Here is a 21180-nt window from a genome sequence, read left to right as displayed (position 1 = left end):
TCACCCGAAGGAGCACCCTATGAGATTTTCTGCTAAGCACGGCGCGGCGCTGATTGTACTGGCCGCCAGCCTGACCGTCGCCGCCCTATCGGCCCAGGCGCAGGGCCTGACCCAGCTGCGCGTTGGCGCCGATCCCAGCTACCGGCCGATATCCTTCGTCGATCCGTCGGGCAAGCTTATCGGTTTCGACGCCGATTTCGCCGCCGCCCTCGGCCAGCATATGGGGGTGCCGGTGTCCTATGATGGCATGGCGTGGGACGGTATTATCCCGTCGCTCCAGGGCGGAAAAATAGACGCCATCACCAATCTGGTGATAAGCGACGAGCGCAAGAAAGTCGTGGCGTTTTCCCAGCCGATCATGACGCAAACGATTGTCGCGGTGGTGCGCGCCGACAGCCAGCATCCGCAGGCGGCCGCCGCCGACCTGCCGGGGCTTAAGGTCGGGGTGATGGTCAACACTGCCGCCGCCACCGCGTTGCAGGGTATGAAGGGGGTAACGCCGGCCACCTATAACACCGTGGTGGACGCCTATAATGATCTGATGCTCGGGCGCATCGACGTGGTGGCGGTGGAAAGCGTTAATGGTACCTATATTGCCGCCAGCCAGTATGCCGGCAAGCTGAAAGTGGTGCCGAAGCCGCTCACCGACGATGTGAAGCTGAACGGCGTGGCGCTGCGCAAGCAGGATACCGACGGGCTGGCGCAGGTTAACGCCGCCATTGATAAAATGAAGTCGGACGGCACCCTGGCCGCCATCGCCACCAAGTGGTTCGGCAATACCTTGAATGTGCCACACTGATTGTACTGCCAACGTTACCCATGAGGTCAACAGATGCCGGAAATGACGGAAACGCCGTCGGTGGAGCCAGAGCCGCCGATCCTGCGGATTAGCCAGCTCTGCAAGTCGTTTAACGGCGTGCCTGTCCTGACCGATGTCAATCTTGATATCGCGCGCGGGGAAACCGTGGCGGTGATTGGCCCCAGCGGGGCCGGCAAGACCACGTTGCTGCGCTGCGTCAATTTTTTAAATACCTACGACAGCGGCAGCGTGACCCTGCGCGGCGAGCAAATCGGCTACCGGCAGTTGGGCAACCGGCGGGTGGAGGATAGCGACGCCAATATCAGCCGGATGCGCCGTAAAACCGGCATGGTGTTTCAGCGGTTTGCGCTGTTTCCGCACCTGAGCGTGCTGGAAAACCTGATTGAGGGACCGACGCGGGTGCTGGGACAATCCCATCGCGAGGCGGTGGCGCGCGCGACCGCGACGCTTGCGTCTGTGGGACTGGCGGATAAGGCCCATGCCTACCCGGCCCGGCTTTCCGGCGGCCAGCAGCAGCGGGTCGGCATTGCGCGCGCCCTGTGTATGGAACCGGACGTGCTGCTGTTTGACGAGGTGACCTCGGCGCTGGACCCGGAACTGGTGGGCGAGGTGCTGGCGGTGATGCGCCGCCTCAGCGAGGAGGGGCGTACCATGCTGATGGTCACCCACGAGCTGCGCTTTGCCCGCGATGTGGCCGATCGCATCGTGTTTATGGAGCAGGGACGCGTGGTGGCCGACCTGCCGGCCCGGCAGTTTTTTGCCGAGCCGCCCAACGAGCGTATCCGGGCGTTCCTGACGGCCAGCGAGGCAAAATAAGCGCGCCGGCGACGGCAATATTTAATCTTGATACAGGATGGCGCGGGTTATGATGGAATTTGTGGCGGCCTATTCGCCGCTGTATTTGCAGGGCGTGCTGGTCGGTCTTTCTTTAACCGTCTTCGCTATGGCGGGCGCCCTGGTCATCGGTTTGCTGGTGGCGCTCGGGCGTTTATCCCGGCGGATGCCGGTGCGGCTGTTTTGTCTGGCGTATGTCACTGTTTTTCGCGGCGTGCCGCCGCTGGTATTGCTGTATCTGGTGTATTTCGGCTTGCCGGCCTGGGCCAGCCAGGCCGGCAGCCCGCTGCTGATAAGCCTGCTCAGCCCGCTGGATAACCGGCTGCTGGCGGCGACCCTGGCGTTTGCGGTTAACGCCGGCGCCTATACCGCGGAAAGCATTCGCGCCAGCATTACCTCGATTCACAGCGAGCAGATGGAGGCCGCCCGCTCCATCGGCATGACCTATCCGCAGGCCATGCGGCGCATTATCCTGCCGCAGGCGCTGCGGGTGGCGTTTCCGCCGTTGTGTAATGAGTTTATCATCGTGCTTAAGGGAACGTCGCTGGCGTCGGTTATCGGTGTTACCGAGCTGATGCGCAATGCCCAGATGGTGGCGTCGGCCACTTTCCTTAATCTTCAGGCCTACCTGCTGGCCGCCGCGTTTTATGTGGTGCTGGTGATCCTGCTGCAAGTGCTCGCCAGCGCCGTCGAACGCCGACTGAGCCTGCCGAAAGGCTAAGGCGCTACGCTTTACTCTCCTTGCCCCTCATTCCCGCGTCAGGCTTGGGTACGGTCAGCGCCGGCCAAACCGCCATCCAGGTGGCCGCGATGGCGTGCAGATCATCCCGGCTGGCGCCTTCGCGCGCCTGTACCGACATGCCGTGCAGCGCGCAGACCAGATTCTTGGCCAGGCCTGCCGCGTCAATATCCGCCGCCAGCTCTCCCGTCGTCTGGCGCTGGCGGAAAAATGCCAGCAGCATATCCTCCTGCCGGTGATGGCGAGCGCGCAGCATCAGCGCCACGTCGTGCGAGGACGAAGACAGCGCCGCAGAGGTGCAGATTAAAAAGCAGCCCGGCGGCAGCGTCTCATTGGTAAACATCGCTGCGGCGTCGCGCAGGTAATCCCGCAGTACCTCATCCAGCGGGCGGCCCGCATCGGCCAGCAGGTTTTTACCCCGCTCGGCGTACAGCGCGATATAACGTTCGGCGGCGGCGCGAAACAGCCCCTCCTTATTACCGAACGCGCTATAAAGCGTCGGCGCCTTGGCGCCGGTGGCCGCCACCAGATCGGACATGGAGGTGGCTTCATAGCCATGGCGCCAGAACAGTTCCAGCGCTTTATCCAGGGCGCACTCCCGGCTGAACTGTTTTGGCCGGCCCGGTCCTTTGGCGGTTTTGACACACGCAGTCGGATGTGTGTCCATAAAATCCTCTCTTAATGATGGTGATGTATCAGTATATAATTAACGATCATTAAGAAAATTACAAGCACCACGTGGCAACGCAGGGAGGTGACGCATTGCCAGGGGGGTCGTAAAGGGGATAAAGACAAAAAATTTTCAACTTTAATCGTATTATTATCAGTTGCTTAACTATTAAATTAACGATCGATAATAAAAAGAAGTTGCGTGCCGCGCTGCGGGAGGATAGTATTTAGTTATCGAACGTTAAGAAATTAACGTCGCCAACTGAATCCTGACTAACTTTAGAGAGTACACATCATGAAAAACGTAAAATATGCCGTTGCCGCCATCGCCCTGAGCGTTGTTTCTTTCGGTAGCTTCGCCGCCGACCTGGTTAACGCCGCACCGGCCGACCAACAGCAGGTCGGGGTGATTTCCGCCACCGGCGGCAGCAACCTGTCCTCGCTGGAAAGCCAACTGGCCGATAAAGCCGCGCAGTCCGGCGCCAAGTCGTTCCAGATCACCTCGACTACCGGCCAGAATAACCTGCACGGCACCGCGGTGATTTATCAATAAGTGTGGCCGGCCGCGGGGCCTATCCCCCGCGCCGCAGATAAATAACAAACCCACAATCGTTAATTATGCGCTTACCCGCGGATAATGATAATGTCATTTGAATACAGAGAGTCGCTATCATGAAAAACGTAAAATATGCCGTTGCCGCCATCGCCCTGAGCGCTATTTCCTTCGGTAGCTTCGCCGCCGACCTGGTTAATTCAGCGCCGGCCAACCAGCGCCAGGTCGGGGTGATTTCCGCCACCGGCGGCAGCAACCTGTCCTCGCTGGAAAGCCAGCTGGCCGATAAAGCCGCCCAGTCCGGCGCCAAGTCGTTCCAGATCACCTCGACCACCGGTCAGAATAACCTGCACGGCACCGCGGTTATTTATGAATAATATAAAAAGAACGGAAGCGCCGTTTAACCGGCCTTCCGTTCTTTTTTATTCGCTATTATTGCGCCGTCAGCGCGGCGTCTTAATAGTTTCTCCCGCCGTTAACCTCCCTGTTTATCCGCCGCGTTCGCGTGCTCATCGCTTGTCAAATCACTTATTCAAATGAACCCAGATAATCGCTTTTACCTATAGCCAGGCCCTGGTTACGCAGGATGTCATAGGTCGTGGTGATATGGAAAAACAGGTTCGGCAACGCCAGGCGGAATAAATAATCATAGCCGGTGAAGGTTTTCGCCGTACCGCGCATATTCATCACGATGGGCCTTTCGCCGCTATGGGCAAACTGATCCTGGGACAGGCTGTTGAGGTAGGTGATGGTTTTGGCGATACGCTCCTGCAACTGCTCAAAGGTGGTCTCGGTATCGGGAAAACTGGGAATGTCGCCGCCGGACAGGCGCGCCGCGCAGGATTTTGCCGCGTCGCTGGACGACTGCACCTGCCGGGCCAGGCTGAACATATCGGGGGCCAGGCGGGCGTTGACCAGTTGGGATTCGTCGATGCCCTGCTCGGCGGCGTAAGCGACCGCTTTATGCAGCAGCGCGGACAGATTGTTCAGCGCCCGGATAAATACCGGGATCGAAGCCTGGTAGTAGGTCAGGTCATGTTGTGCCGGATTAGCCATTTTTCGTCTTCTCATCGTTATCGGACATCAGGATAGACAGCGGGCCGTTGATTCTGCCCGCCATCAACTTAGGGCGCGGCATCCGGCCCGTCAATGTTTTTTTAACGATCGCTATGAAATTTGATAACCCGGCGGCATTGGTTTCAGGTACGGCATACGCAGGCCAACGCCTCAGCCGGCCCGGTCGCGGGCCAGGCAGGCCAGGCGCCGTTCATCAACCCGTTTGGCGAACCAGGCGGTGGTCAGCTTGCGGGTTATTTTCGGGCTTTCCAGGGTAATGCCCGGCAGTATGGCGCGCGGCAACGGCTGGCCCTGGGTTTTATCGGCCAGGGCAAACACGCGCCGGTAAAGATCCGTTTCTTCAAAATCCAGACGTTCGCCCTTTTCCAGCGCCCGGCGGATGGCCGCGTCGCCGATATCCAGACGCTTGCCGATCGCCCGTACGGCCAGTTCCGTGGCGCTCGCCGCATCTGACCCATAGTTGACCAGATCGCCGTCAAGCGCCAGCTGCTTGCCGGAGAGGCGATTGACGGCATTCTGGAACGCGGCGTTGCGGCTGGCATACCAGCCGGCGTTGAAATCGGCGAAGCGGAAGATCTGCCGGGGATAATGGGTAGGATAGCCGAGTAAATGCACAATGCCGAAATACATGCCGCCGCGCCGGCTGAATACTTCGTGGCGGATCGAGCCCTCGATGGGGTAGGGGTAGCCGTCGGCATGTTCGGCGGCGAAGGCGATGCTGACCTGCATCGGCCCGCCGGTATGGACTGGGTTCAGGTTGCCGAACAGTTTTTGCCCCATCGGCACCATGCCGATAAAGTCCTCGAAAATGCCGCTCAGTTCTTTTTCATTGCGCACGTTGTCCAGGCGTTCGCTATAGGTCTTGCCGTTGGGCGAATTGATATGCAGCGCGGCATGGACCACGATCGCCGGGATATGCGCCTGCGCGGCGCGGCGGTCGATTTCATCCCAGGCTATCTTGCCCAGGCCCGCTACCGGCGCGTCGGCCTGCAGCCCTGATTCCTGCTGGGCTACCGCCAGTACCGAGCAGATATTCTCGCTATTGGGGTCGATATTGCGGACGGCGAACGCCGTATAGATATCCTTGGCCCAGCCCGCGCGATCGGCGGTATTGGCCGGCAGTAACCGGATGATATGCGCCTGGACGTCCGCCGGCTGCGGCTTGGCGGGCTGGCGCTGCTGGCTGCCGCAGCCGGCCAGCGCCAGCAGCAGGGCGATGCCCGCCCAGGGGCGGCAGGCGCGCAATAATGCCGCCGCCGGGCGGTTTCCCGCTTGGCGGGCGATCCTGTCGGCGGCCTGGGCAACAGGTGAAAATGAGATAACGCGGTATAAAAGCATGGCTTTCCTGTTAAACCTGACGGGGACGGCGGGACAACGCACAATGCAGCAGCCCCGAGATAAGCAGCGCCGGCAGGGTGGCGCCCACCTGCGGCAACCAGTGCGACATGGCCTGGTAGACCGCGATGCCGCAGACCCAGGCCAGGAAGGCCCGCCATGACAAGGCGGCGCCCGGGGCCAGGTCATGGCGGCGGCGCACCAGGAAATGCTCCACCAGCACCACGCCGAACAGGGGCGCGAACACCGACCCGATCAGCAGCAGAAAGTTTTCATACTGCGACAGCGGTACCCGCCAGGCTATCAGCGTACAGGCCAGGCCGATAACCAGGGTCAGCGGTTTCACCCGCAGCGGCACCAGCAGCGCCGACGACAGCGCCGCCGAATGGATATCGGCAAAGGCGTTTTCATTTTCATCGATAAGGATAAGCAAAAGGGGAATGCCCATGGCGGCGCCCGATAACGCCACCAGCAGCGCGCTGGTATCGTTATTGCTGACGAACGCCAGGGCATAGGCGCCGCCCAGGGCCATGATCCACAGACTGCCGCACAGATAGCCGGCCAGGGTGCCGAAAAAGGTTTGCCGGGCGCTTTTGCCGAAACGGGTGTAATCCCCCACCAGCGGCAGCCAGGATAAGGCCATGGAAATCACGATATCGCAGCCCGCCGCAAACGGCAGCGTGCCGTCGCCGGGGCTGGCGGCCAGCGCGCCCATATCCGCCCGCCGCCATAACGACCAGCTCAGCCAGCCGCAGGCAATAATCAACAGCCAGATGCCGAAGCGCCGCAGCACCACCCGGATAAACGCCAGCGGCCCCGACAACGCCAGCGCCGTGGCGCACAGGCCGAACAGCCAGGTCCACAGAATGGGATTCGCCCACGGACTGCCGCCGCCCAGGGCGCGTGTCGCCAGCAGGCTGGCCGCGTCACGCATCATCACAATTTCAAACGCGCCCCAGCCGACCAACTGCAAAAAGTTGAGCAGCGCGGGTACCGACGCGCCGGTATTACCCAGGCTGAAGGCCATGCCCGCCATGGACGATCGCCCGGTGTCATAACCGATAACGCCTGACAGCGCCAGCAGCACGCAGCCGGCCAGCGATCCGATGGCGATGGCGGACAGGGCGCCCAGCATGCCCAGGCCCGGCGTAAGAAGGGCGCCGGCCTGCAACACCGCCAGCCCCAGGCCTAAAGAGAACCATAAGGAAAAAAGATCCCGCCAGCCCAATACGCGCCCGCCAGGGGCAATCAACCGGTCGGGGGCATAAGTATCACTGTCTTTCATGGGGTTATCTGTTCGCACAAGGATAAGCGAGCATAGCATAGCCCGCGCGCGCCGTCGGCTAATCCCGGCGCCGGCGTCAATCCGGCTTGCCTTGCAGCGCGAGCTGCGTCAGCCACAGGCGGGTATCGAATTCCAACTGGTGATAGCGCGGCTCCATATGGCAGCAAAGCTGATAGAACGCCTTGTCATGCTCTTTCTCTTTCAGGTGGGCCAGCTCATGCACCACGATCATGCGCAGGAAATCCGCCGGCGCGGTTTTGAATACCGTGGCGATGCGGATCTCCGCCTTGGCTTTCAGCCTGCCGCCCTGCACGCGCGACACCGCGGTGTGCAAACCCAGCGCATTCTTCAGCACGTGGATTTTACTGTCCCAGGCGACTTTATTGATCGGGGCCGCGTTGCGCAGGTAGCGGTTTTTCAGCTCCAGCGTATATGCGTACAGCGCCTTGTCGCTGGCGACCTCATGCGCGGCGGGATAGCGCTGCGCCAGCACCGCCGCCAGCCGCTGCTCCGCGATAAGCGTGCGCACCTGGGCGAGGAGGTGCTCCGGGTAACCCTGCAAATAGATAAGTGGTGTCATAAGTGCCCTGTTGCGCGGCAAAAGATGCCGACCCGGCTAAGGGTAACGGATCCCGGGTGTAAAACCAACGGCCGCGGCCGCGTCGCCCCGGTGTTATCGCCGGCCCGTAATGTGCGTCAGTTCACCCTCTGCCGCGCTACGCCCGCCCGATGTTCCAAAATGAAACCTTATTCGCGCCGCAACGTTCCAAAACGGAACTATTTACGTCGTTATCCCGTCCGGCCAAAGCTGCCTTATAGTCATGATCTATTCCTATTCATCTGGCGGAGCAGCGTATGAAAAAATTAATCAATAGCGTTGAAACGGTGTTGCAGGAACAGCTCAACGGCCTGGTAGAGGCGCATCCCACACTGGCATTGCACCAGGAACCGCTGTTTATCACCCGCGCCGACGCGCCGGTGGCGGGGCGGGTGGCGCTGATGTCCGGCGGCGGCAGCGGCCATGAGCCGATGCACTGCGGTTATATCGGCCAGGGTATGCTGGCCGGCGCCTGCCCCGGGGAAATCTTCACCTCGCCCACGCCGGATCAGATGTATGAATGCGGACAGGCGATTGACGGCGGCCAGGGCGTATTGATGCTGATTAAAAACTATACCGGCGATATCCTTAATTTCGAGACGGCGGCGGAATTGCTGCACGCCAGCGGCACGGCGGTGGCGACCCTGGTGGTCGACGATGACGTGGCGGTAAAGGACAGCCTGTTTACCACCGGGCGGCGTGGCGTGGCCAATACCGTGTTGCTGGAAAAATTGCTGGGCGCGGCGGCGGCGCGCGGCGACTCGCTCGATGATTGCGCGGCGCTTGGGGAGCGCATCAACAACCAGGGGCATTCCCTGGGCATCGCCCTGGGCGCCTGCACCGTGCCCGCCGCCGGCAAACCGTCGTTTGCGCTGGCGGACAACGAGATGGAATTCGGCATCGGCATCCACGGCGAGCCGGGCATCGAGCGCCGTCCGTTTATCTCGCTTAACGACACGGTGGATACCCTGTTCGCCACCCTGATCGAAAACGGCGGCTACCAGCGCACCCTGCGGCACTGGGATCGCCAGGCGGGCGATTGGCGTGAAACCCGCCAGTCCAAGCAGCCGTTGGCAAAAGGCGATCGGGTTATTGCGCTGGTCAATAACCTGGGGTCGACGCCGCTGTCGGAGCTGTATGGCGTCTGGCATCGCCTGGCGGAGCGCTGCGCGGCGTTCGGCCTGCAGGTGGAACGTAAATTAATCGGTTCCTATTGCACTTCGCTGGATATGCAAGGCATGTCCATCACCCTGCTGAAGGTGGATGACGCGCTGCTGGAACTGTGGGATGCGCCGGTCAACACGCCGGCCCTGCGCTGGGGCTGTTAATTTATGGAGGCAATAATGGTTATTACCAGACAGCATATCGTCAGTTGGCTGCAACTGTGCGCCGAGGTGTTTACCGAACAGCGGGACTTCCTTACCCAACTGGATTCGGATATCGGCGACGGCGATCACGGTCTGAATATGAACCGCGGTTTTAATAAGGTACTGGAGAAATTGCCTTCAGTCGCGGACAAGGATATCGGCTTTATCCTCAAGAATACCGGCATGACGCTGTTGTCGAGCGTGGGCGGCGCCAGCGGCCCGTTGTTCGGCACCTTCTTTATCCGCGCCGCCCAAAGCGCCAACGCCAAACAAAGCCTCGATTTGCCGGCCCTGTGCCAGATGCTGAAGGAGGGCGTGGAAGGGGTGGTCATGCGCGGCAAGGCTGAACCCGGTGACAAGACCATGTGCGACGTCTGGGTGCCGGTGGTCGAGCAACTGGAACAGGACAGCCGGGACCACCTGGCGTTGCCCGACGCCCTGCGCCAGGCCGTCGAGCGGGCGCAGCGGGCGCTGGAGTCCACCATCACCATGCAGGCGCGTAAAGGACGGGCCAGCTATCTGGGCGCACGCAGCATCGGCCATCAGGATCCCGGCGCCACCTCGGCGATGCTGATGATCCAGGCGCTTTACCAGGTGACGACCCGTTAGTCGCAGGCCCCGGGCGGGCAGGAGGAAAGATGGTCAATATCGTGGTAGTGTCCCACAGCCTTCTTCTGGCGCAGGGCGTAGCTGAGCTGGCTGAACAAATGATCCAGGGCGGCTGCCGGCTGGTTATCGCCGCCGGGGTGGACGACGGCGATCATCCCATCGGCACCGATGCGGTCAAGGTGATGGACGCCATTGAATCGGCGGACGATCCCTCCGGGGTGCTGGTGCTGATGGATCTCGGCAGCGCCCTGTTGAGCGCGGAAACCGCACTGGAACTGCTGGACCCCGCGCTGGCGCAGCGGGTAACGCTGTGCGCCGCGCCGCTGGTGGAAGGCACCCTGGCGGCGGTGGTGGCGGCGTCGGCGGGGGGTAGCCTGGCGCAGGTGAAGGCGGAGGCGCTGGGCGCGCTGGCGGCTAAGGCCCGCCAGCTTGGCGAGCCGGATGACGCCGGCGACGAGGGGCCGGGCAAGACGGTAATGCCCGCCGACAGCCAAAGCGTCAGCTGGACGGTGCTTAACCCGAACGGACTCCATGTCCGTCCGGCGGCGCGGCTGGCCGGGGTATTGGCGCCGTTTAAGGCGGACCTGCGTCTTGAAAAGGGCGGGCGCGGCGTCGACCCGCGCAGTCTTAACCAACTGGCGACGCTGCAAATCCGCCAGGGCGATACCCTGCGCCTGCTGGCCAGCGGTCCGGAGGCGGGGGCGGCGCTGGACGCGTTTATCGCCCTGGCGCGCCGGGGTTTCGGCGAACAGGTCGACGTGCGCGCCGGCATGACGCTTACCGGCATACCGGTTCCCCCCGGCGGTATTCGCGCGCCGGTGCTGAAGCTGCGTCCGGCCCGTTATCATGCGCGGCCGGAGACGATTTCGCGCCAGCAGATAACCGGACAGCAGCAGCGGCTGCGTTCGGCGCTGGCGGCGACCCGCGGCGATCTGCGGCGGCTGGCGCATCGGGCCGGCGATGCCATGGGGCCGGATCAGGCGGCCATTTTCAGCGCCCACGCGCTGCTGATTGAGGATGCGGATCTGCTGCGGGCGCTGGATCAACGCATCGCAACGGAACTCTCCAGCGCCGAGGCGGCGGCGTCGCGGGAACTGATGGCCATGGTCGACGAGTACCGCGCGATGGAGGACCCCTACCTGCGCGCCAGGGAACTGGATATCCGCGATATCCTCAACCGGGTGCTGGGACATCTTGGCGCCGGGCCGGTGGCGCCGCCCGGCGTTGGCGACGGCGACGGCGTGCTGCTGGTGGCCGAGGAACTGATGCCTTCCGAGATGCTTGGCCTGGACCGGCAAAAGGTGAAAGGCATTTGCCTGAGCGCGGGGAATATCTGGTCGCATAGCGCCATCCTGGCGCGGGCGCTGGGCATACCGATGGTAGTGGGCGTGAGCGGATGTTTACAGGCCACCCGCAACGGCCAAACGGCGGCGCTGGACATGGCCGCCGGCACCCTCACCGTCGACAAGCCCGCCGGTGGTAAAAAAGCGGGGACGGAGGAGAGCGAAGACAAAAAGCCGCGCGGCGGCGCGCTGGTTTAACGCCTGGCGCTTTCGCAGCGATGTTTGACGCGAGTATTTTCCCGGCGCCGGCGGACCCGCCGGCGCTTATTCCGCCTCGGCGCCCGTTTTGAACCGCGCCATTTCCAGGTGGTATTGCTTCACCTTGCGCCAAAGCGTGGTGCGGCCGATGCCCAGCAGCGGCGCCATTTCGTTTAGCTGACCCCGGCATACCAGCGCCGCGCGGATAATCGCCTGGCGCTCCAGGTCCGGAAACGACAGCACCGGCTGCGACGCGGGCGCGTCCGGTTCCACCAGCGCCCGTTCCTGCAGCAAATGCTCCGGCAGATCGTTAAGCTCGATACGATTGTTGCGGCAGGTCATGGCGGCGCGCTCCACCACGCTTTTCAGCTCCTGATCGTTGCCCGGCCAGGGGTACAGGCACAGCTGGCGAATGACGTCCCCGGCAATCTGATAGCGGCACTGGAAATGGCGGCCCAGCGCCTGCAGGCTGTCCTGCACCAGCACGGGAATATCCTGCGTCCGCAGGCGCAGCGGCGGGATATGCAGTTCAAAGGATTGCAGCGTGTAAAACAGCTGGCGGCGAAAACGGTTTTGCTTGACCAGCAGCGGCAGATCGGCGCCGGTGGCGGCGATGACCCGCACATTCACCGGGATCACCCGGTTCGAATTGACGCGCATCAGCATGCCGGTCTTGATGATTTGCAGCAGGGCTGACTGCATTTCCGGCGACAGATATTCCACCTGTTCCAGATACAGGGTGCCGCCGTTGGCGAGTTCGAATTTACTCGGCTGCCCGGCCTCGCCCTCGCTGGCATCGCTGCCCAGAAATTCCCGCGCCATCAAATCCTGCGGCAACGCCTGGCAGTTCAGGGCGATAAACGGACCCTGCGCGCGTTCGCCGCCGTTATGGATGGCCTGTCCCAGACGCTGCTTGCCCACGCCTTCCTCGCCGTGCAGCAGCATGGGATGGCTGCCTTTGGCCGCCTGTTTGCCATAACGCACCAGCCGCCGCATTTCCAGCGACGCCAGCGGCATATCCGCAAAGGTATAACTCACCCGGCCCAGCTGGTTATGCACCAACTGCTGCAGGAGTTCCTGCGGGTGAAGCAGTGCGATAAAACCGCAGCGATCGCCGTCGGGAATAGGCTTTAGCGTCAGCAGCGCCGGGATAAACTGCTGCCGGTTCTCAAACGTGACCTGGACATGGCTCAGCGGGCTGCGGTTATGCATGGCCTGGATCACCAGCGCCGGCAGCGTCAGCAGGGTCAGCACCGGCTTGCCGAGGCTCTCCGTTTCATCGAGGCGCAGCATGGCCGCCGCGCGTGCGTTAAGGTATTGCAGGCAACCGTGCTGATCCCAGGCCAGCACGCCGTCTTCCACGCCGTCGAGCAGGGCGTTGAGCGCGTTAAGGTGGCGGTTGGTTTCGGCCAGCAGGCTGTCGGCGTGCAGGTAATTGCCCACTTCGCGCGCCAGCACCAGCGTCAGCGACAGATCGCTGGCGGCCTTGTCCTCCACCAGGCTGGCCAGCACGATGACCGCCCGCTGGCGGCCGCCGTTGTCGTACACCGGGGCGGCGCAAAAGTGCCAGGGGTGCAGCGCCTGGCGGAAATGCTGTTCTCCCGCCAGTTGCACCGGATAGCCCCCGGCGATGGCCAGCGCCGGCGCGTTGGTGCCGATCAGGCCTTCGGTCCAGTAACTGCCGGGGCCGATGCCCAGCGCCTCCAGCCGGGCCTGGGTAAACGGATGGCCGCACGCCCACAGGGTACAGCCGCTTTCATCCAGGATCAGCAACGCGCAGGGCCGCGACTCCATATACTCATACGCATCCTCCAGCGCCGCCTGTCCCAGTACCAGCAAATCGTCCTTACGCCGGCAAATGGAAGCGAAGGTCACGCCGGCGGCCCGGTGCGCGGGACGCCAGTCGGCGGGCTGCATCAGTTTGCGGCAGCGGCGCCGGGATTCCTCCAGGGCCGGAACGGCGCACGCCGGTTCCCGCTTGGGCAGGTCGTCGCGGCCAGGGTGGGGCAAGGCAGTTTTCAGCACCAAGGTATCGTCTCCCCGGATTAACGGCATCAAGGGAGGTATTACTCCAGAATCCCGGCGGGATTTCTGTTAAGCCTCAGGCAAATATCGCAGGCGGCGATAACGCGGGGGGAGCAACCGCACCGGCGGGGCGCGGTTAGGCAGGGGCTAAAAGTCCTGGCCGTACAGGCTGCCGAGACGTTGGAACTCTTTCATTTCAGTCCGCTCGAAGGTGAGCGGCGTCACCGAAATATAGCCTTCGTCATTCAGCTTCAGCTCGCTGTTCTCCGGGCGTTCAAGGCCGCCGTGCTGCACCCGGATCCAGAAATAGTCCTCGCCGTGGGGATCCTTGGCGGGAATGACCATCATGCCGTCCACATTGCCCATGCCCTGCTTGGTGACCCTGATGCCTTTCACCCGATCGGCGGGCATATCCGGGAAATTCACATTCAGGCACACCTGCCGGTCCCATGTCGCCTGCAACACATGCCGCAGGGTCGGTATCAGGTAGCGCGTGGCGCTATCCCAGTTTACCGGTTGATCGGGATCGCGGTTCTGGCTTAGCGCAATCGAGGGAATGCCCGACAGCATGCCGGTCATCGCCGCGCCCACCGTGCCTGAGAGCAGGGTTTCAAATCCCAGGTTGGAACCGTTGTTGACGCCGGAAAGCACCAGGTCGGGCGGGGAACCGAGCATCGCCTGGTGCACGGCGTAGGCCACGCAGTCGGCGGGCGTGCCATAGACGGCAAACCGCCGCGGACCTTTGTTGATCACCCGCACCGGCTCGCGCATGCTCAGGGAGTTGGCCACGCCGCTTTTGTCCTGGGCGGGGGCGACTATCCACACCTCTTCTGCAATCTCCTGGGCGGCCTTGGCCAGCAGCTCCAGACCGGGGGCGTCGATGCCGTCATCATTGGTCAATAAAACGCGATTCACTTTTTTCATCACAGGGTTGTTCTCCATGGGTCAGGCCAAAAATGAATGAATGTCGAGTTGATTTCGCCACGGGCTCTGCCTGACATCATAAGACAAAAATCACGTGCGCAGGGGATAAAATCTGCGCGGCCGCGCGGCTGCCCGCCCTGGGGCGGGCCATAAAGCGCAGCGCAAGGGTAAAAAAAGGGGTTGAACAGCGGATGACAAAAATATGACAAATCAAAGAAATAAAGCGGTTACCCCAAGCGCACTACGTGTTTGCCATCAATACGCTAGTTCATTAAATTGAGGGAGGCCATAAGTCCCGGATTATTCCCGCCATCATCAACGACCTCTCATTGATATCACTGCGGGAAATCCGTCGCCAGCGACGCATCCTTCCACGCCGCCAGATCCAGCTTAACCTCGCCGAGTTTCTGATACGCCAGATCCCAGGCCAGATTGCCGGGGAACAGGTGCAGCGGCGGTTTTTCCACGGATGCGATCCGGGCGATAAGTGCGGCCAGCCTGTCGGGATCGCCGGCCTGGTTGCCCGCCAGGGTGTCCATATGCAGATCCAGCGACGCCTGGGCAGCGGCGTAGTCGTCAATCTGGCGCTGCGCCACCGCCAGGGAGCCGGCCGAGAGAAAGTCGGTGCGCACCGGCCCGGGGTAGATCACGGTGGCATGGATGCCCAACTCCCGCGTTTCGGCCGCCAGCGATTCCGTCAGTCCGGCCAGGGCGAACTTGGCGGCGACATAACCGCCCCAGCCGGCATAGCCGCCCTGGAAACCGGCAACGGACGCGATATTGATAATGTGCCCTGCGCGCTGGCGGCGCAGCTGCGGCAAGGTCTTGCGCAGTACGTTTAGCGGCGCGAAGACATTGACGTCGAAATTACGGCGCAGTTCGGCGTCGGTCAGCGCTTCCACCGTGCCCTGCAGGCCATAACCGGCATTATTTACCACGACATCGATAACGCCGAACGCCTTTATAGTTTGCTCCACCGCCGCGCCGACGCTGTCCTCGTCGGTGAGATCGGCTTCCAGCGGCAGGAACAGCAGGAACTGGTCGGCGGTGGGCGCCACGGCGCGCTCCAGCGCCGCGCGGTTTCTCGAGGTGGCGGCCACGTTGTGGCCCTGCGCCAGCAGCAGGCGGGCCAGGGTCAGACCGAGGCCCCTGGAGGCGCCGGTAATAAACCAAGTCTTGGGTGGTAGGGTGCGCATAGCAGTTATTCCTCAGGATAATGAAACGGGCCGTCGGTCTGACGGGCGATCGGTTTGCCGACGTCGACGCCGTCCGGCTGGAGAATGACCATGCTATGGTACGGGGTTGTCCGCCGCGCGCGAATATACAGTCCTTTTGATTTGTTGCCTATTTCTCTTTAATTGCTCTTCAAAACGGTTTGCCGCAAAAATTGGCATTTAATTTCAATTTGTGACAGACATTAAAATTTCACATTTTGATAACCAAAAAATGTGACCCACTTCATTCTACTGATTGATGGTGTATTTTATAAAACACCGTTCCAGATATATTCATTTTGTTACTTTCCTTTTGCTTATACATTTTAGCGCCCAGCGGCGAGCTGCCCGTCCGCCCAGGCGTATGCGACCTCTGAAACCCGTCCGGAGTTAAAATAATGAAAACGAATAAATTATTGATTGCACTATCGATAACCCTGGCCACCGCATTGTCCGCCCCCATCGCCACGGCCAGGGTGCTCAAGGTCGCCGAGGTGCAGCCCGACGGCTATCCCACGGTGGTGGCGCTGCAGCATATGGGGGAAAAGCTGAAGCAGGCTACCGACGGGCGCCTGGAGATGAAGGTCTATTCCGGCGGCGTGCTGGGGGATGAAGAGCAGACGCTGCAGCAGGTACAAATCGGCGCGGTGGATATGATCCGCGTTTCGCTGGCGCCGATGACCACCATTGCCCCGGAAACCAGCGTGCTCACCCTGCCGTATATTTTTCGCGATGAAGATCATATGCATAAGGTGCTTGACGGCGAAGTGGGGCAGGAAATCGCCGCCAAGGTCAGTGCGGATCCCAAGGCTAAAATGGTCTTCCTCGGCTGGACCGACGCCGGCGTGCGCAATATGATCACCAAAAAACCGGTGGTGAAGCCGGAGGATCTGCACGGCATGAAAATCCGCGTACAGAACAGCCAGATATCGCTGGCGACGTTAAAAGCCATGGGCGCCAATCCGGTCGCCATGGGCGTCAGCGAAGTCTTCAGCGCCATGCAGACCGGCGTAGTGGACGGCACCGAAAATAATCCGCCGACCTTTGTTGCCCATAATTATATTCCGGTGGCCAAGTATTACACCCTGACCGGCCATTTTATCCAGCCGGAAATGATTTTGGTGTCCTCGCTGGTGTGGAATAAATTATCCGCCGCGGATCAGCAGACCATGCTGAAATTGGGCAAGGAAGCGCAACTGGACGAGCGGCAATTATGGGCCACCTACAACCAGCAATCGCTGGATAAAATGAAAGCCGCCGGCGTGACGTTCCAGAATATCGATCATGATTATTTCATTAAGGCGACGCAGCCGGTAAGAGATCAGTTTGGCAAAGGACATGAAGAATTAATGAAACGTATTGCCGATGTGCATTAATCCTTATCCCTCCCTGCGGCGGGGATAACGTCCCGCCGCCTGCAACCTTTCAGGTGGAACATTATGCCTTTTAATTATTCCCGGTTAATGGACGGGTTGTATGCGATATGTCTGCTGATCGCCAGCATCGCGCTGATGATTATGGTCACCGTGATCCCCATCGGCATCGGCGCCCGTTATTTGTTTGATAACGCCCTGTCCTGGCCGGAGCCGGTGGCGATTGTCTGCATGATTATCTTTACCTTTATCGGCGCGCCGGTGGGGTATCGCGCCAACACCCATATTTCCGTCTCGATCATGACCGACCGGTTGTCCCCGGCCGGAAAGCGTTTCTGCGAGCTGGTCTGCGATATTCTGATGTGCGTGATCTGCCTGATCATGATCTGGTACAGCACCAGCCTGTGCGCCGCCATGTGGGACCAGATGATGGCCTCGCTGCCGGGCTTTTCGTACGGAGAAATGTACCTGCCCATCCCCGTAGGCTCGTTCCTGATGATGTTGTTTGTCATCGAACGCATGATATCCGGGCCCCAGGATCACCGTCCTTTGGTGATGCTGGGCAATTCCCATTAATAAAGCGGAGCGGTGCTATGGATGCGTTAATCTTGATAGGCAGCCTGGTGGTGCTTCTCGCCCTCGGGTTTCCCGTGGCCTTTGCCGTGGGCTTAAGCGCTTTTATCGGCGCGTGGTGGATTGATTTACCGCTGGAGGCGATTGTTATCCAGCTGACCAACGGCATTAACAAGTTTTCCCTGCTGACGATTCCGTTCTTTATTCTGGCCGGCGCCATTATGGCCGAAGGGGGCATAGCGCGGCGAATGGTGAACTTCGCGTACATCTTCGTCGGCTTTATCCGCGGCGGCCTGTCGCTGGTGAATATTGTGGCGTCGACCTTTTTCGGCGCGATCTCCGGCTCGTCGCTGGCGGATACCGCCTCCATCGGCTCGGTAATGATCCCGCAAATGGAGGCGCAGGGCTATCCGCGCGATTTCGCCGCCGCGGTGACCGCCAGCGGCTCGGTGCAGGCGGTGTTAACCCCGCCCAGCCATAATTCGGTGATTTATTCGCTGGCCACCGGCGGCACCGTAACCATTTCCTCCATGTTTATGGCGGGTATCTTTCCCGGCTTATTGCTGGGACTGTGCCTGGTTATCATGTGTATCGGCTTTGCGCGCAAGCGCAATTATCCCAAAGGCGAACTGGTGCCGTTCCGCCAGGCGTTGAAAATATTTGTCGATGCGTTCTGGGGCCTGTTCACCATCGTGATTATACTCGGCGGTATTCTTTCCGGCGTGTTCACCGCCGCTGAATCCGCGGCTATCGCCTGTATCTGGGCTTTTTTTGTCACCATGTTCATTTACCGCGAATTCAGGTGGCGCGATCTGCACCTGCTGCTGTTCCGCACCATTAAAACCGTCACTATCGTCATGGTGCTGATCGCCTTTGCCGCCGCCTTTGGTTCGGTGATGACCTTTATGCAGCTGCCGACGATTATTACCGACTTTTTCCTGAGCATTTCAGAAAACAAATACGTTATCCTGATGTGCATTAATATCATGCTGCTGATTGTCGGCTGCCTGATGGATATGGCGCCGCTGATACTAATCCTGACCCCGGTTCTGCTGCCGGTCACCACCTCGCTGGGTATCGACCCGGTGCATTTCGGCATGATTATGCTGGTCAATCTCGGCATCGGCCTGATCACTCCGCCGGTGGGCACCGTGCTGTTTGTCGCCAGCGCGGTCAGCCAGCAGAAAATGGAGGCGGTGGTAAAGGCGATGCTGCCGTTTTACTGCGTGCTGTTTATCGTGCTGTTGATCATTACCTATGTGCCGATTATCTCGCTATGGCTGCCCGCGGTCACCGGGGTGTATAACGGCAACGGTTGAAGGGTGCGCCGCGATTTCTTAGCAGTACCGGCAATAACTTAGAACCGATCAGTATTGGGCGACGTTTTAAAGATGATGCATGTTGGGCTCTTAGGTATGAACAACGGAGCAGCCTATGAGTACGGCAGTAGCGGCATCTTTACCCTTGCTCGATCTTTCCCGGCTTGATGGCGGCCAGGCGGAGCGTACGGTCTTTTTAACCGAGCTGCGTCTCGCGGCGCGGGATATCGGTTTTTTCTACCTGGCCGGCCATGGCGTGGATGCGCAGTTGCTTGACCAGGTGCAGCGGCTGTCGCGTGAATTTTTTGCGCTGTCCGACGCGCAAAAACAGGCGGTGGCGATGATCAACTCTCCCCATTTTCGCGGCTATAACCGCGCCGCGTCGGAATTGACCCGGGGACAACCCGACTGGCGCGAACAGTTCGATATTGGCGCCGAGCGCGCGCCGCTGCCGCAGACGGAGCGGACGCCGGCGTGGACCCGGTTGCAGGGGCCTAACCAGTGGCCGGCGGAACTGCCCGGGTTAAAACCGGCGCTGCTGCGCTGGCAGGCCGCAATGACCGCGATGTCCCTGCGCCTGCTGCGCGCCTTTGCCGAGGCGTTGTCGCTGCCGGCGGACGCGTTCGATCCCCTGTACGGCGATAAGCCCAATGAGCATATTAAGCTTATCCGTTATCCCGCCCGCAACCAGACCGGCAGCAGCCAGGGCGTCGGCGCCCATAAGGATTCCGGTTTTCTCAGTTTCCTGCTGCAGGATCGGCAAAAGGGCCTGCAGGTGGAAGTGGAAGAAGGTCATTGGACGGATGCCGCGCCGGTTGCCGGCACCTTTGTGGTCAATATCGGCGAACTGCTGGAACTGGCCACCAACGGCTACCTGCGCGCCACGGTGCACCGGGTGGTGTCGCCGCCCGCGGGCGCCGATCGCCTGTCCATCGCCTTTTTCCTTGGCGCCCGGCTGGACGCGGTGGTGCCGCTGTTTGAACTGCCGCCCGCGCTGGCCGCCCAGGCGCGCGGCCCCGCAAGCGATCCGCGCAATCCGCTGCTGCGCGACGTCGGCTGGAATTATCTGAAAGGACGGTTGCGCTCCCACCCCGATGTGGCGCAACGCTATTACCCCGATATCCCGGCGTTATTATAACGCCGCCAGCCCGCGGGCCAGATCCGCCATCAAATCCCCGGCGTCCTCAATGCCCACCGACAGCCGCACCAGCTGCGGCGTAATGCCGGTGGCCAGCCGTTGCTCCAGCGGAATGGAGGCGTGGGTCATGGCGAAGGGCTGGCTTACCAGGCTTTCGACGCCGCCCAGGCTTTCGGCCAGGGTGAACAGGCTAAGCTGCCGGATAAAGCGATTGGCCGACTGCGCATCGTCGCCGCGCAGGCGGATGGAAATCATGCCGCCCGCGCCGCGCATCTGGCGCCGCGCCAGCTCATGCTGCGGATGGCTCGCCAGGCCTGGGTAATAAACGTTCTCAATCTGCGGCTGCGTTTCCAGCCATGCGGCAATGCGCAGCGCGCTTTCGCTGTGGCGGGCGATACGCAGCGCCAGGGTGCGAATGCCGCGCAGGGTTAAAAAACTGCTGAACGGGTCGAGCACGCCGCCGATGGCGTTTTGCAAATAGGCCAGCCGCTCCGCCAGCGCGGGATTATCCCCCACCACCGCCAGCCCAGCCACCACGTCGGAATGGCCGTTAATGTATTTGGTCGCCGAATGCACCACGATATCGAACCCCAGCGTCAGCGGCTGCTGCAATACCGGCGAGGCAAAGGTGTTATCCGCCACGCTTATCAGGTTATGGCGGCGGGCGATAGCGGCAATCGCCGCCAGATCGGCAAGCTTAAGCAGCGGATTGGTGGGGGTCTCCACCCAAATCATCCGGGTATCGGGTTGAATGGCCCGCTCTAGCGCGTCCGCGTCCTGTGGCTTGACCCAGCTGACGCGCAGGCCGGCGGTGCGGGCGCGCACGTTTTCCAGCAGCCGGTAGGTGCCGCCGTATACATCGTCCACCGCCACAATATGGCTACCCTGATCCAGCAATTCCAGCACCGTTGAGCAGGCCGCCAGCCCGGAGGCGAAGGCGAATCCCCGGGTGCCTTGCTCAAGCTGGGCGATGGCCTGTTCCAGCGCGTGGCGGGTGGGATTGCCGCTGCGCGAATATTCGTAGCCGCTGTGTTCGCCCGGCGCCGTTTGCGCAAAGGTGGAGGTGGCGTAAATCGGCGGCATTACCGCGCCGGTGGCGTCCGGGGTATAACCGCTGTGCACGGCAAGGGTGGCGATATGGGTCATGCTATTATCCTTATTATGATTATAGAGGTTGCGGTTGCGTC

21 protein-coding genes are annotated in these 21180 nt (G+C 61.2%); 12 read left to right on the top strand and 9 right to left on the bottom strand.

The genetic code is table 11. From position 1 onward, the window contains the following. The first annotated feature begins 19 nt into the window (after window positions 1-19). Genes ACL2XN_RS15005 through ACL2XN_RS14995 form a run of 3 tightly spaced genes read left to right on the top strand, consistent with a single transcriptional unit; the run spans window position 20 to window position 2375 of the window. On the top strand, window positions 20-799 hold the full coding sequence (locus ACL2XN_RS15005; RefSeq protein WP_413728968.1) for an ABC transporter substrate-binding protein: 780 nt from the start codon (window positions 20-22) through the stop codon (window positions 797-799). 42 nt (window positions 800-841) lie between these two features. Next, a complete protein-coding gene (locus ACL2XN_RS15000; protein WP_413728831.1) occupies window positions 842-1636 on the top strand; it encodes an amino acid ABC transporter ATP-binding protein in 795 nt (264 codons plus the stop codon). Between the two features lie 49 nt (window positions 1637-1685). Then, a complete protein-coding gene (locus tag ACL2XN_RS14995) occupies window positions 1686-2375 on the top strand; it encodes an amino acid ABC transporter permease (protein WP_410012392.1) in 690 nt (229 codons plus the stop codon). A gap of 4 nt (window positions 2376-2379) precedes the next feature. Here ACL2XN_RS14995 and ACL2XN_RS14990 read toward each other — a convergent pair whose 3' ends face one another. After that, window positions 2380-3060, bottom strand: a complete 681-nt coding sequence (locus ACL2XN_RS14990) for a TetR/AcrR family transcriptional regulator (protein WP_413727274.1) — start codon at window positions 3058-3060, stop codon at window positions 2380-2382. Window positions 3061-3357: 297 nt separating this feature from the next. On the opposite strand from ACL2XN_RS14990, the gene bhsA (ACL2XN_RS14985) reads away from it, so the two are divergent. After that, window positions 3358-3615, top strand: coding sequence for a multiple stress resistance protein BhsA (gene bhsA / locus ACL2XN_RS14985; protein ID WP_413721983.1), 258 nt, complete (start codon window positions 3358-3360; stop codon window positions 3613-3615). Window positions 3616-3734: 119 nt separating this feature from the next. Further along, on the top strand, window positions 3735-3992 hold the full coding sequence (bhsA, locus tag ACL2XN_RS14980) for a multiple stress resistance protein BhsA (protein ID WP_410012389.1): 258 nt from the start codon (window positions 3735-3737) through the stop codon (window positions 3990-3992). Window positions 3993-4143: 151 nt separating this feature from the next. On the opposite strand, the gene ACL2XN_RS14975 is transcribed toward bhsA (ACL2XN_RS14980), so the two are convergent. The 4 genes from ACL2XN_RS14975 to ACL2XN_RS14960 all read right to left on the bottom strand — a co-directional run bounded on the left by ACL2XN_RS14975 (window position 4144) and on the right by ACL2XN_RS14960 (window position 7892). Then, complete coding sequence (locus ACL2XN_RS14975) at window positions 4144-4671, bottom strand: DUF1993 domain-containing protein (protein WP_413728967.1); 528 nt, start codon at window positions 4669-4671, stop codon at window positions 4144-4146. Between the two features lie 171 nt (window positions 4672-4842). Beyond that, a complete protein-coding gene (locus ACL2XN_RS14970; RefSeq protein WP_413728966.1) occupies window positions 4843-6030 on the bottom strand; it encodes a DUF1615 domain-containing protein in 1188 nt (395 codons plus the stop codon). A gap of 10 nt (window positions 6031-6040) precedes the next feature. Further along, window positions 6041-7312: a putative hydroxymethylpyrimidine transporter CytX gene (gene cytX, locus ACL2XN_RS14965; RefSeq protein WP_413728965.1), complete on the bottom strand. Its 1272-nt coding sequence runs from the start codon at window positions 7310-7312 to the stop codon at window positions 6041-6043. Window positions 7313-7388: 76 nt separating this feature from the next. Next, on the bottom strand, window positions 7389-7892 hold the full coding sequence (locus ACL2XN_RS14960; RefSeq protein WP_410012385.1) for a YgjP-like metallopeptidase domain-containing protein: 504 nt from the start codon (window positions 7890-7892) through the stop codon (window positions 7389-7391). Window positions 7893-8167: 275 nt separating this feature from the next. On the opposite strand from ACL2XN_RS14960, the gene dhaK reads away from it, so the two are divergent. The 3 genes from dhaK to dhaM are packed head-to-tail and all read left to right on the top strand — an operon-like array spanning window position 8168 to window position 11427. Next, complete coding sequence (dhaK, locus tag ACL2XN_RS14955; RefSeq protein WP_410012384.1) at window positions 8168-9238, top strand: dihydroxyacetone kinase subunit DhaK; 1071 nt, start codon at window positions 8168-8170, stop codon at window positions 9236-9238. 15 nt (window positions 9239-9253) lie between these two features. Continuing rightward, on the top strand, window positions 9254-9886 hold the full coding sequence (dhaL, locus tag ACL2XN_RS14950; protein ID WP_410012383.1) for a dihydroxyacetone kinase subunit DhaL: 633 nt from the start codon (window positions 9254-9256) through the stop codon (window positions 9884-9886). A 29-nt stretch (window positions 9887-9915) separates the two neighbouring features. Further along, window positions 9916-11427: a dihydroxyacetone kinase phosphoryl donor subunit DhaM gene (dhaM, locus tag ACL2XN_RS14945; RefSeq protein ID WP_413727272.1), complete on the top strand. Its 1512-nt coding sequence runs from the start codon at window positions 9916-9918 to the stop codon at window positions 11425-11427. A 66-nt stretch (window positions 11428-11493) separates the two neighbouring features. Here the strand turns inward: dhaM and dhaR are convergent, their stop codons facing one another. The 3 genes from dhaR to ACL2XN_RS14930 all read right to left on the bottom strand — a co-directional run bounded on the left by dhaR (window position 11494) and on the right by ACL2XN_RS14930 (window position 15572). Then, entirely contained in the window at window positions 11494-13413 is a 1920-nt protein-coding gene (dhaR, locus tag ACL2XN_RS14940) for a dihydroxyacetone kinase operon transcriptional regulator DhaR (RefSeq protein WP_413730976.1), read from the bottom strand. A 186-nt stretch (window positions 13414-13599) separates the two neighbouring features. Beyond that, a complete protein-coding gene (surE, locus tag ACL2XN_RS14935; protein ID WP_413728964.1) occupies window positions 13600-14394 on the bottom strand; it encodes a 5'/3'-nucleotidase SurE in 795 nt (264 codons plus the stop codon). Between the two features lie 317 nt (window positions 14395-14711). Next, complete coding sequence (locus tag ACL2XN_RS14930; RefSeq protein ID WP_413728963.1) at window positions 14712-15572, bottom strand: SDR family NAD(P)-dependent oxidoreductase; 861 nt, start codon at window positions 15570-15572, stop codon at window positions 14712-14714. A 416-nt stretch (window positions 15573-15988) separates the two neighbouring features. Between ACL2XN_RS14930 and ACL2XN_RS14925 the strand changes: the two genes are divergently transcribed. From ACL2XN_RS14925 to ACL2XN_RS14910, 4 genes are all read left to right on the top strand, one after another. Next, the gene (locus ACL2XN_RS14925) at window positions 15989-16966 is read left to right on the top strand and encodes a TRAP transporter substrate-binding protein (protein WP_413721988.1); all 978 of its coding nucleotides are present in this window, start codon (window positions 15989-15991) and stop codon (window positions 16964-16966) included. Between the two features lie 63 nt (window positions 16967-17029). Then, complete coding sequence (locus ACL2XN_RS14920) at window positions 17030-17539, top strand: TRAP transporter small permease (RefSeq protein WP_413728962.1); 510 nt, start codon at window positions 17030-17032, stop codon at window positions 17537-17539. Window positions 17540-17556: 17 nt separating this feature from the next. After that, window positions 17557-18855: a TRAP transporter large permease gene (locus ACL2XN_RS14915; RefSeq protein ID WP_413728961.1), complete on the top strand. Its 1299-nt coding sequence runs from the start codon at window positions 17557-17559 to the stop codon at window positions 18853-18855. Window positions 18856-18970: 115 nt separating this feature from the next. Then, complete coding sequence (locus tag ACL2XN_RS14910) at window positions 18971-19993, top strand: isopenicillin N synthase family dioxygenase (RefSeq protein WP_413728960.1); 1023 nt, start codon at window positions 18971-18973, stop codon at window positions 19991-19993. Here ACL2XN_RS14910 and ACL2XN_RS14905 read toward each other — a convergent pair. Continuing rightward, on the bottom strand, window positions 19988-21139 hold the full coding sequence (locus tag ACL2XN_RS14905; RefSeq protein WP_413728959.1) for a trans-sulfuration enzyme family protein: 1152 nt from the start codon (window positions 21137-21139) through the stop codon (window positions 19988-19990). The two genes, ACL2XN_RS14910 and ACL2XN_RS14905, sit on opposite strands and share 6 nt — an antisense overlap. Window positions 21140-21180 lie beyond the last annotated feature (41 nt).

This window comes from Sodalis sp. RH22 (assembly GCF_047324165.1).
In the GTDB taxonomy this organism is placed as follows: Bacteria; Pseudomonadota; Gammaproteobacteria; order Enterobacterales; family Enterobacteriaceae; genus Acerihabitans.
Note: the sequence above shows the minus strand (reverse complement) of the source record. Positions and strands in the feature narration are given on the sequence as shown.

Excerpts from the sequence above, each read along its gene's own strand:
- ACL2XN_RS14970 (WP_413728966.1), bottom strand. The coding sequence starts at position 6,030 with ATGCTTTTATACCGCGTTATCTCATTTTCACCTGTTGCCCAGGCCGCC.
- ACL2XN_RS14960 (WP_410012385.1), bottom strand. The coding sequence starts at position 7,892 with ATGACACCACTTATCTATTTGCAGGGTTACCCGGAGCACCTCCTCGCC.
- ACL2XN_RS14915 (WP_413728961.1), top strand. The coding sequence starts at position 17,557 with ATGGATGCGTTAATCTTGATAGGCAGCCTGGTGGTGCTTCTCGCCCTC.
- ACL2XN_RS14990 (WP_413727274.1), bottom strand. The coding sequence starts at position 3,060 with ATGGACACACATCCGACTGCGTGTGTCAAAACCGCCAAAGGACCGGGC.
- dhaK (WP_410012384.1), top strand. The coding sequence starts at position 8,168 with ATGAAAAAATTAATCAATAGCGTTGAAACGGTGTTGCAGGAACAGCTC.
- ACL2XN_RS14920 (WP_413728962.1), top strand. The coding sequence starts at position 17,030 with ATGCCTTTTAATTATTCCCGGTTAATGGACGGGTTGTATGCGATATGT.
- ACL2XN_RS14975 (WP_413728967.1), bottom strand. The coding sequence starts at position 4,671 with ATGGCTAATCCGGCACAACATGACCTGACCTACTACCAGGCTTCGATC.
- ACL2XN_RS14995 (WP_410012392.1), top strand. The coding sequence starts at position 1,686 with ATGATGGAATTTGTGGCGGCCTATTCGCCGCTGTATTTGCAGGGCGTG.
- ACL2XN_RS15000 (WP_413728831.1), top strand. The coding sequence starts at position 842 with ATGACGGAAACGCCGTCGGTGGAGCCAGAGCCGCCGATCCTGCGGATT.
- dhaL (WP_410012383.1), top strand. The coding sequence starts at position 9,254 with ATGGTTATTACCAGACAGCATATCGTCAGTTGGCTGCAACTGTGCGCC.
- ACL2XN_RS14930 (WP_413728963.1), bottom strand. The coding sequence starts at position 15,572 with ATGCGCACCCTACCACCCAAGACTTGGTTTATTACCGGCGCCTCCAGG.
- cytX (WP_413728965.1), bottom strand. The coding sequence starts at position 7,312 with ATGAAAGACAGTGATACTTATGCCCCCGACCGGTTGATTGCCCCTGGC.
- bhsA (WP_413721983.1), top strand. The coding sequence starts at position 3,358 with ATGAAAAACGTAAAATATGCCGTTGCCGCCATCGCCCTGAGCGTTGTT.
- dhaM (WP_413727272.1), top strand. The coding sequence starts at position 9,916 with ATGGTCAATATCGTGGTAGTGTCCCACAGCCTTCTTCTGGCGCAGGGC.
- ACL2XN_RS14905 (WP_413728959.1), bottom strand. The coding sequence starts at position 21,139 with ATGACCCATATCGCCACCCTTGCCGTGCACAGCGGTTATACCCCGGAC.
- surE (WP_413728964.1), bottom strand. The coding sequence starts at position 14,394 with ATGGAGAACAACCCTGTGATGAAAAAAGTGAATCGCGTTTTATTGACC.
- ACL2XN_RS14910 (WP_413728960.1), top strand. The coding sequence starts at position 18,971 with ATGAGTACGGCAGTAGCGGCATCTTTACCCTTGCTCGATCTTTCCCGG.
- ACL2XN_RS15005 (WP_413728968.1), top strand. The coding sequence starts at position 20 with ATGAGATTTTCTGCTAAGCACGGCGCGGCGCTGATTGTACTGGCCGCC.
- bhsA (WP_410012389.1), top strand. The coding sequence starts at position 3,735 with ATGAAAAACGTAAAATATGCCGTTGCCGCCATCGCCCTGAGCGCTATT.
- ACL2XN_RS14925 (WP_413721988.1), top strand. The coding sequence starts at position 15,989 with ATGAAAACGAATAAATTATTGATTGCACTATCGATAACCCTGGCCACC.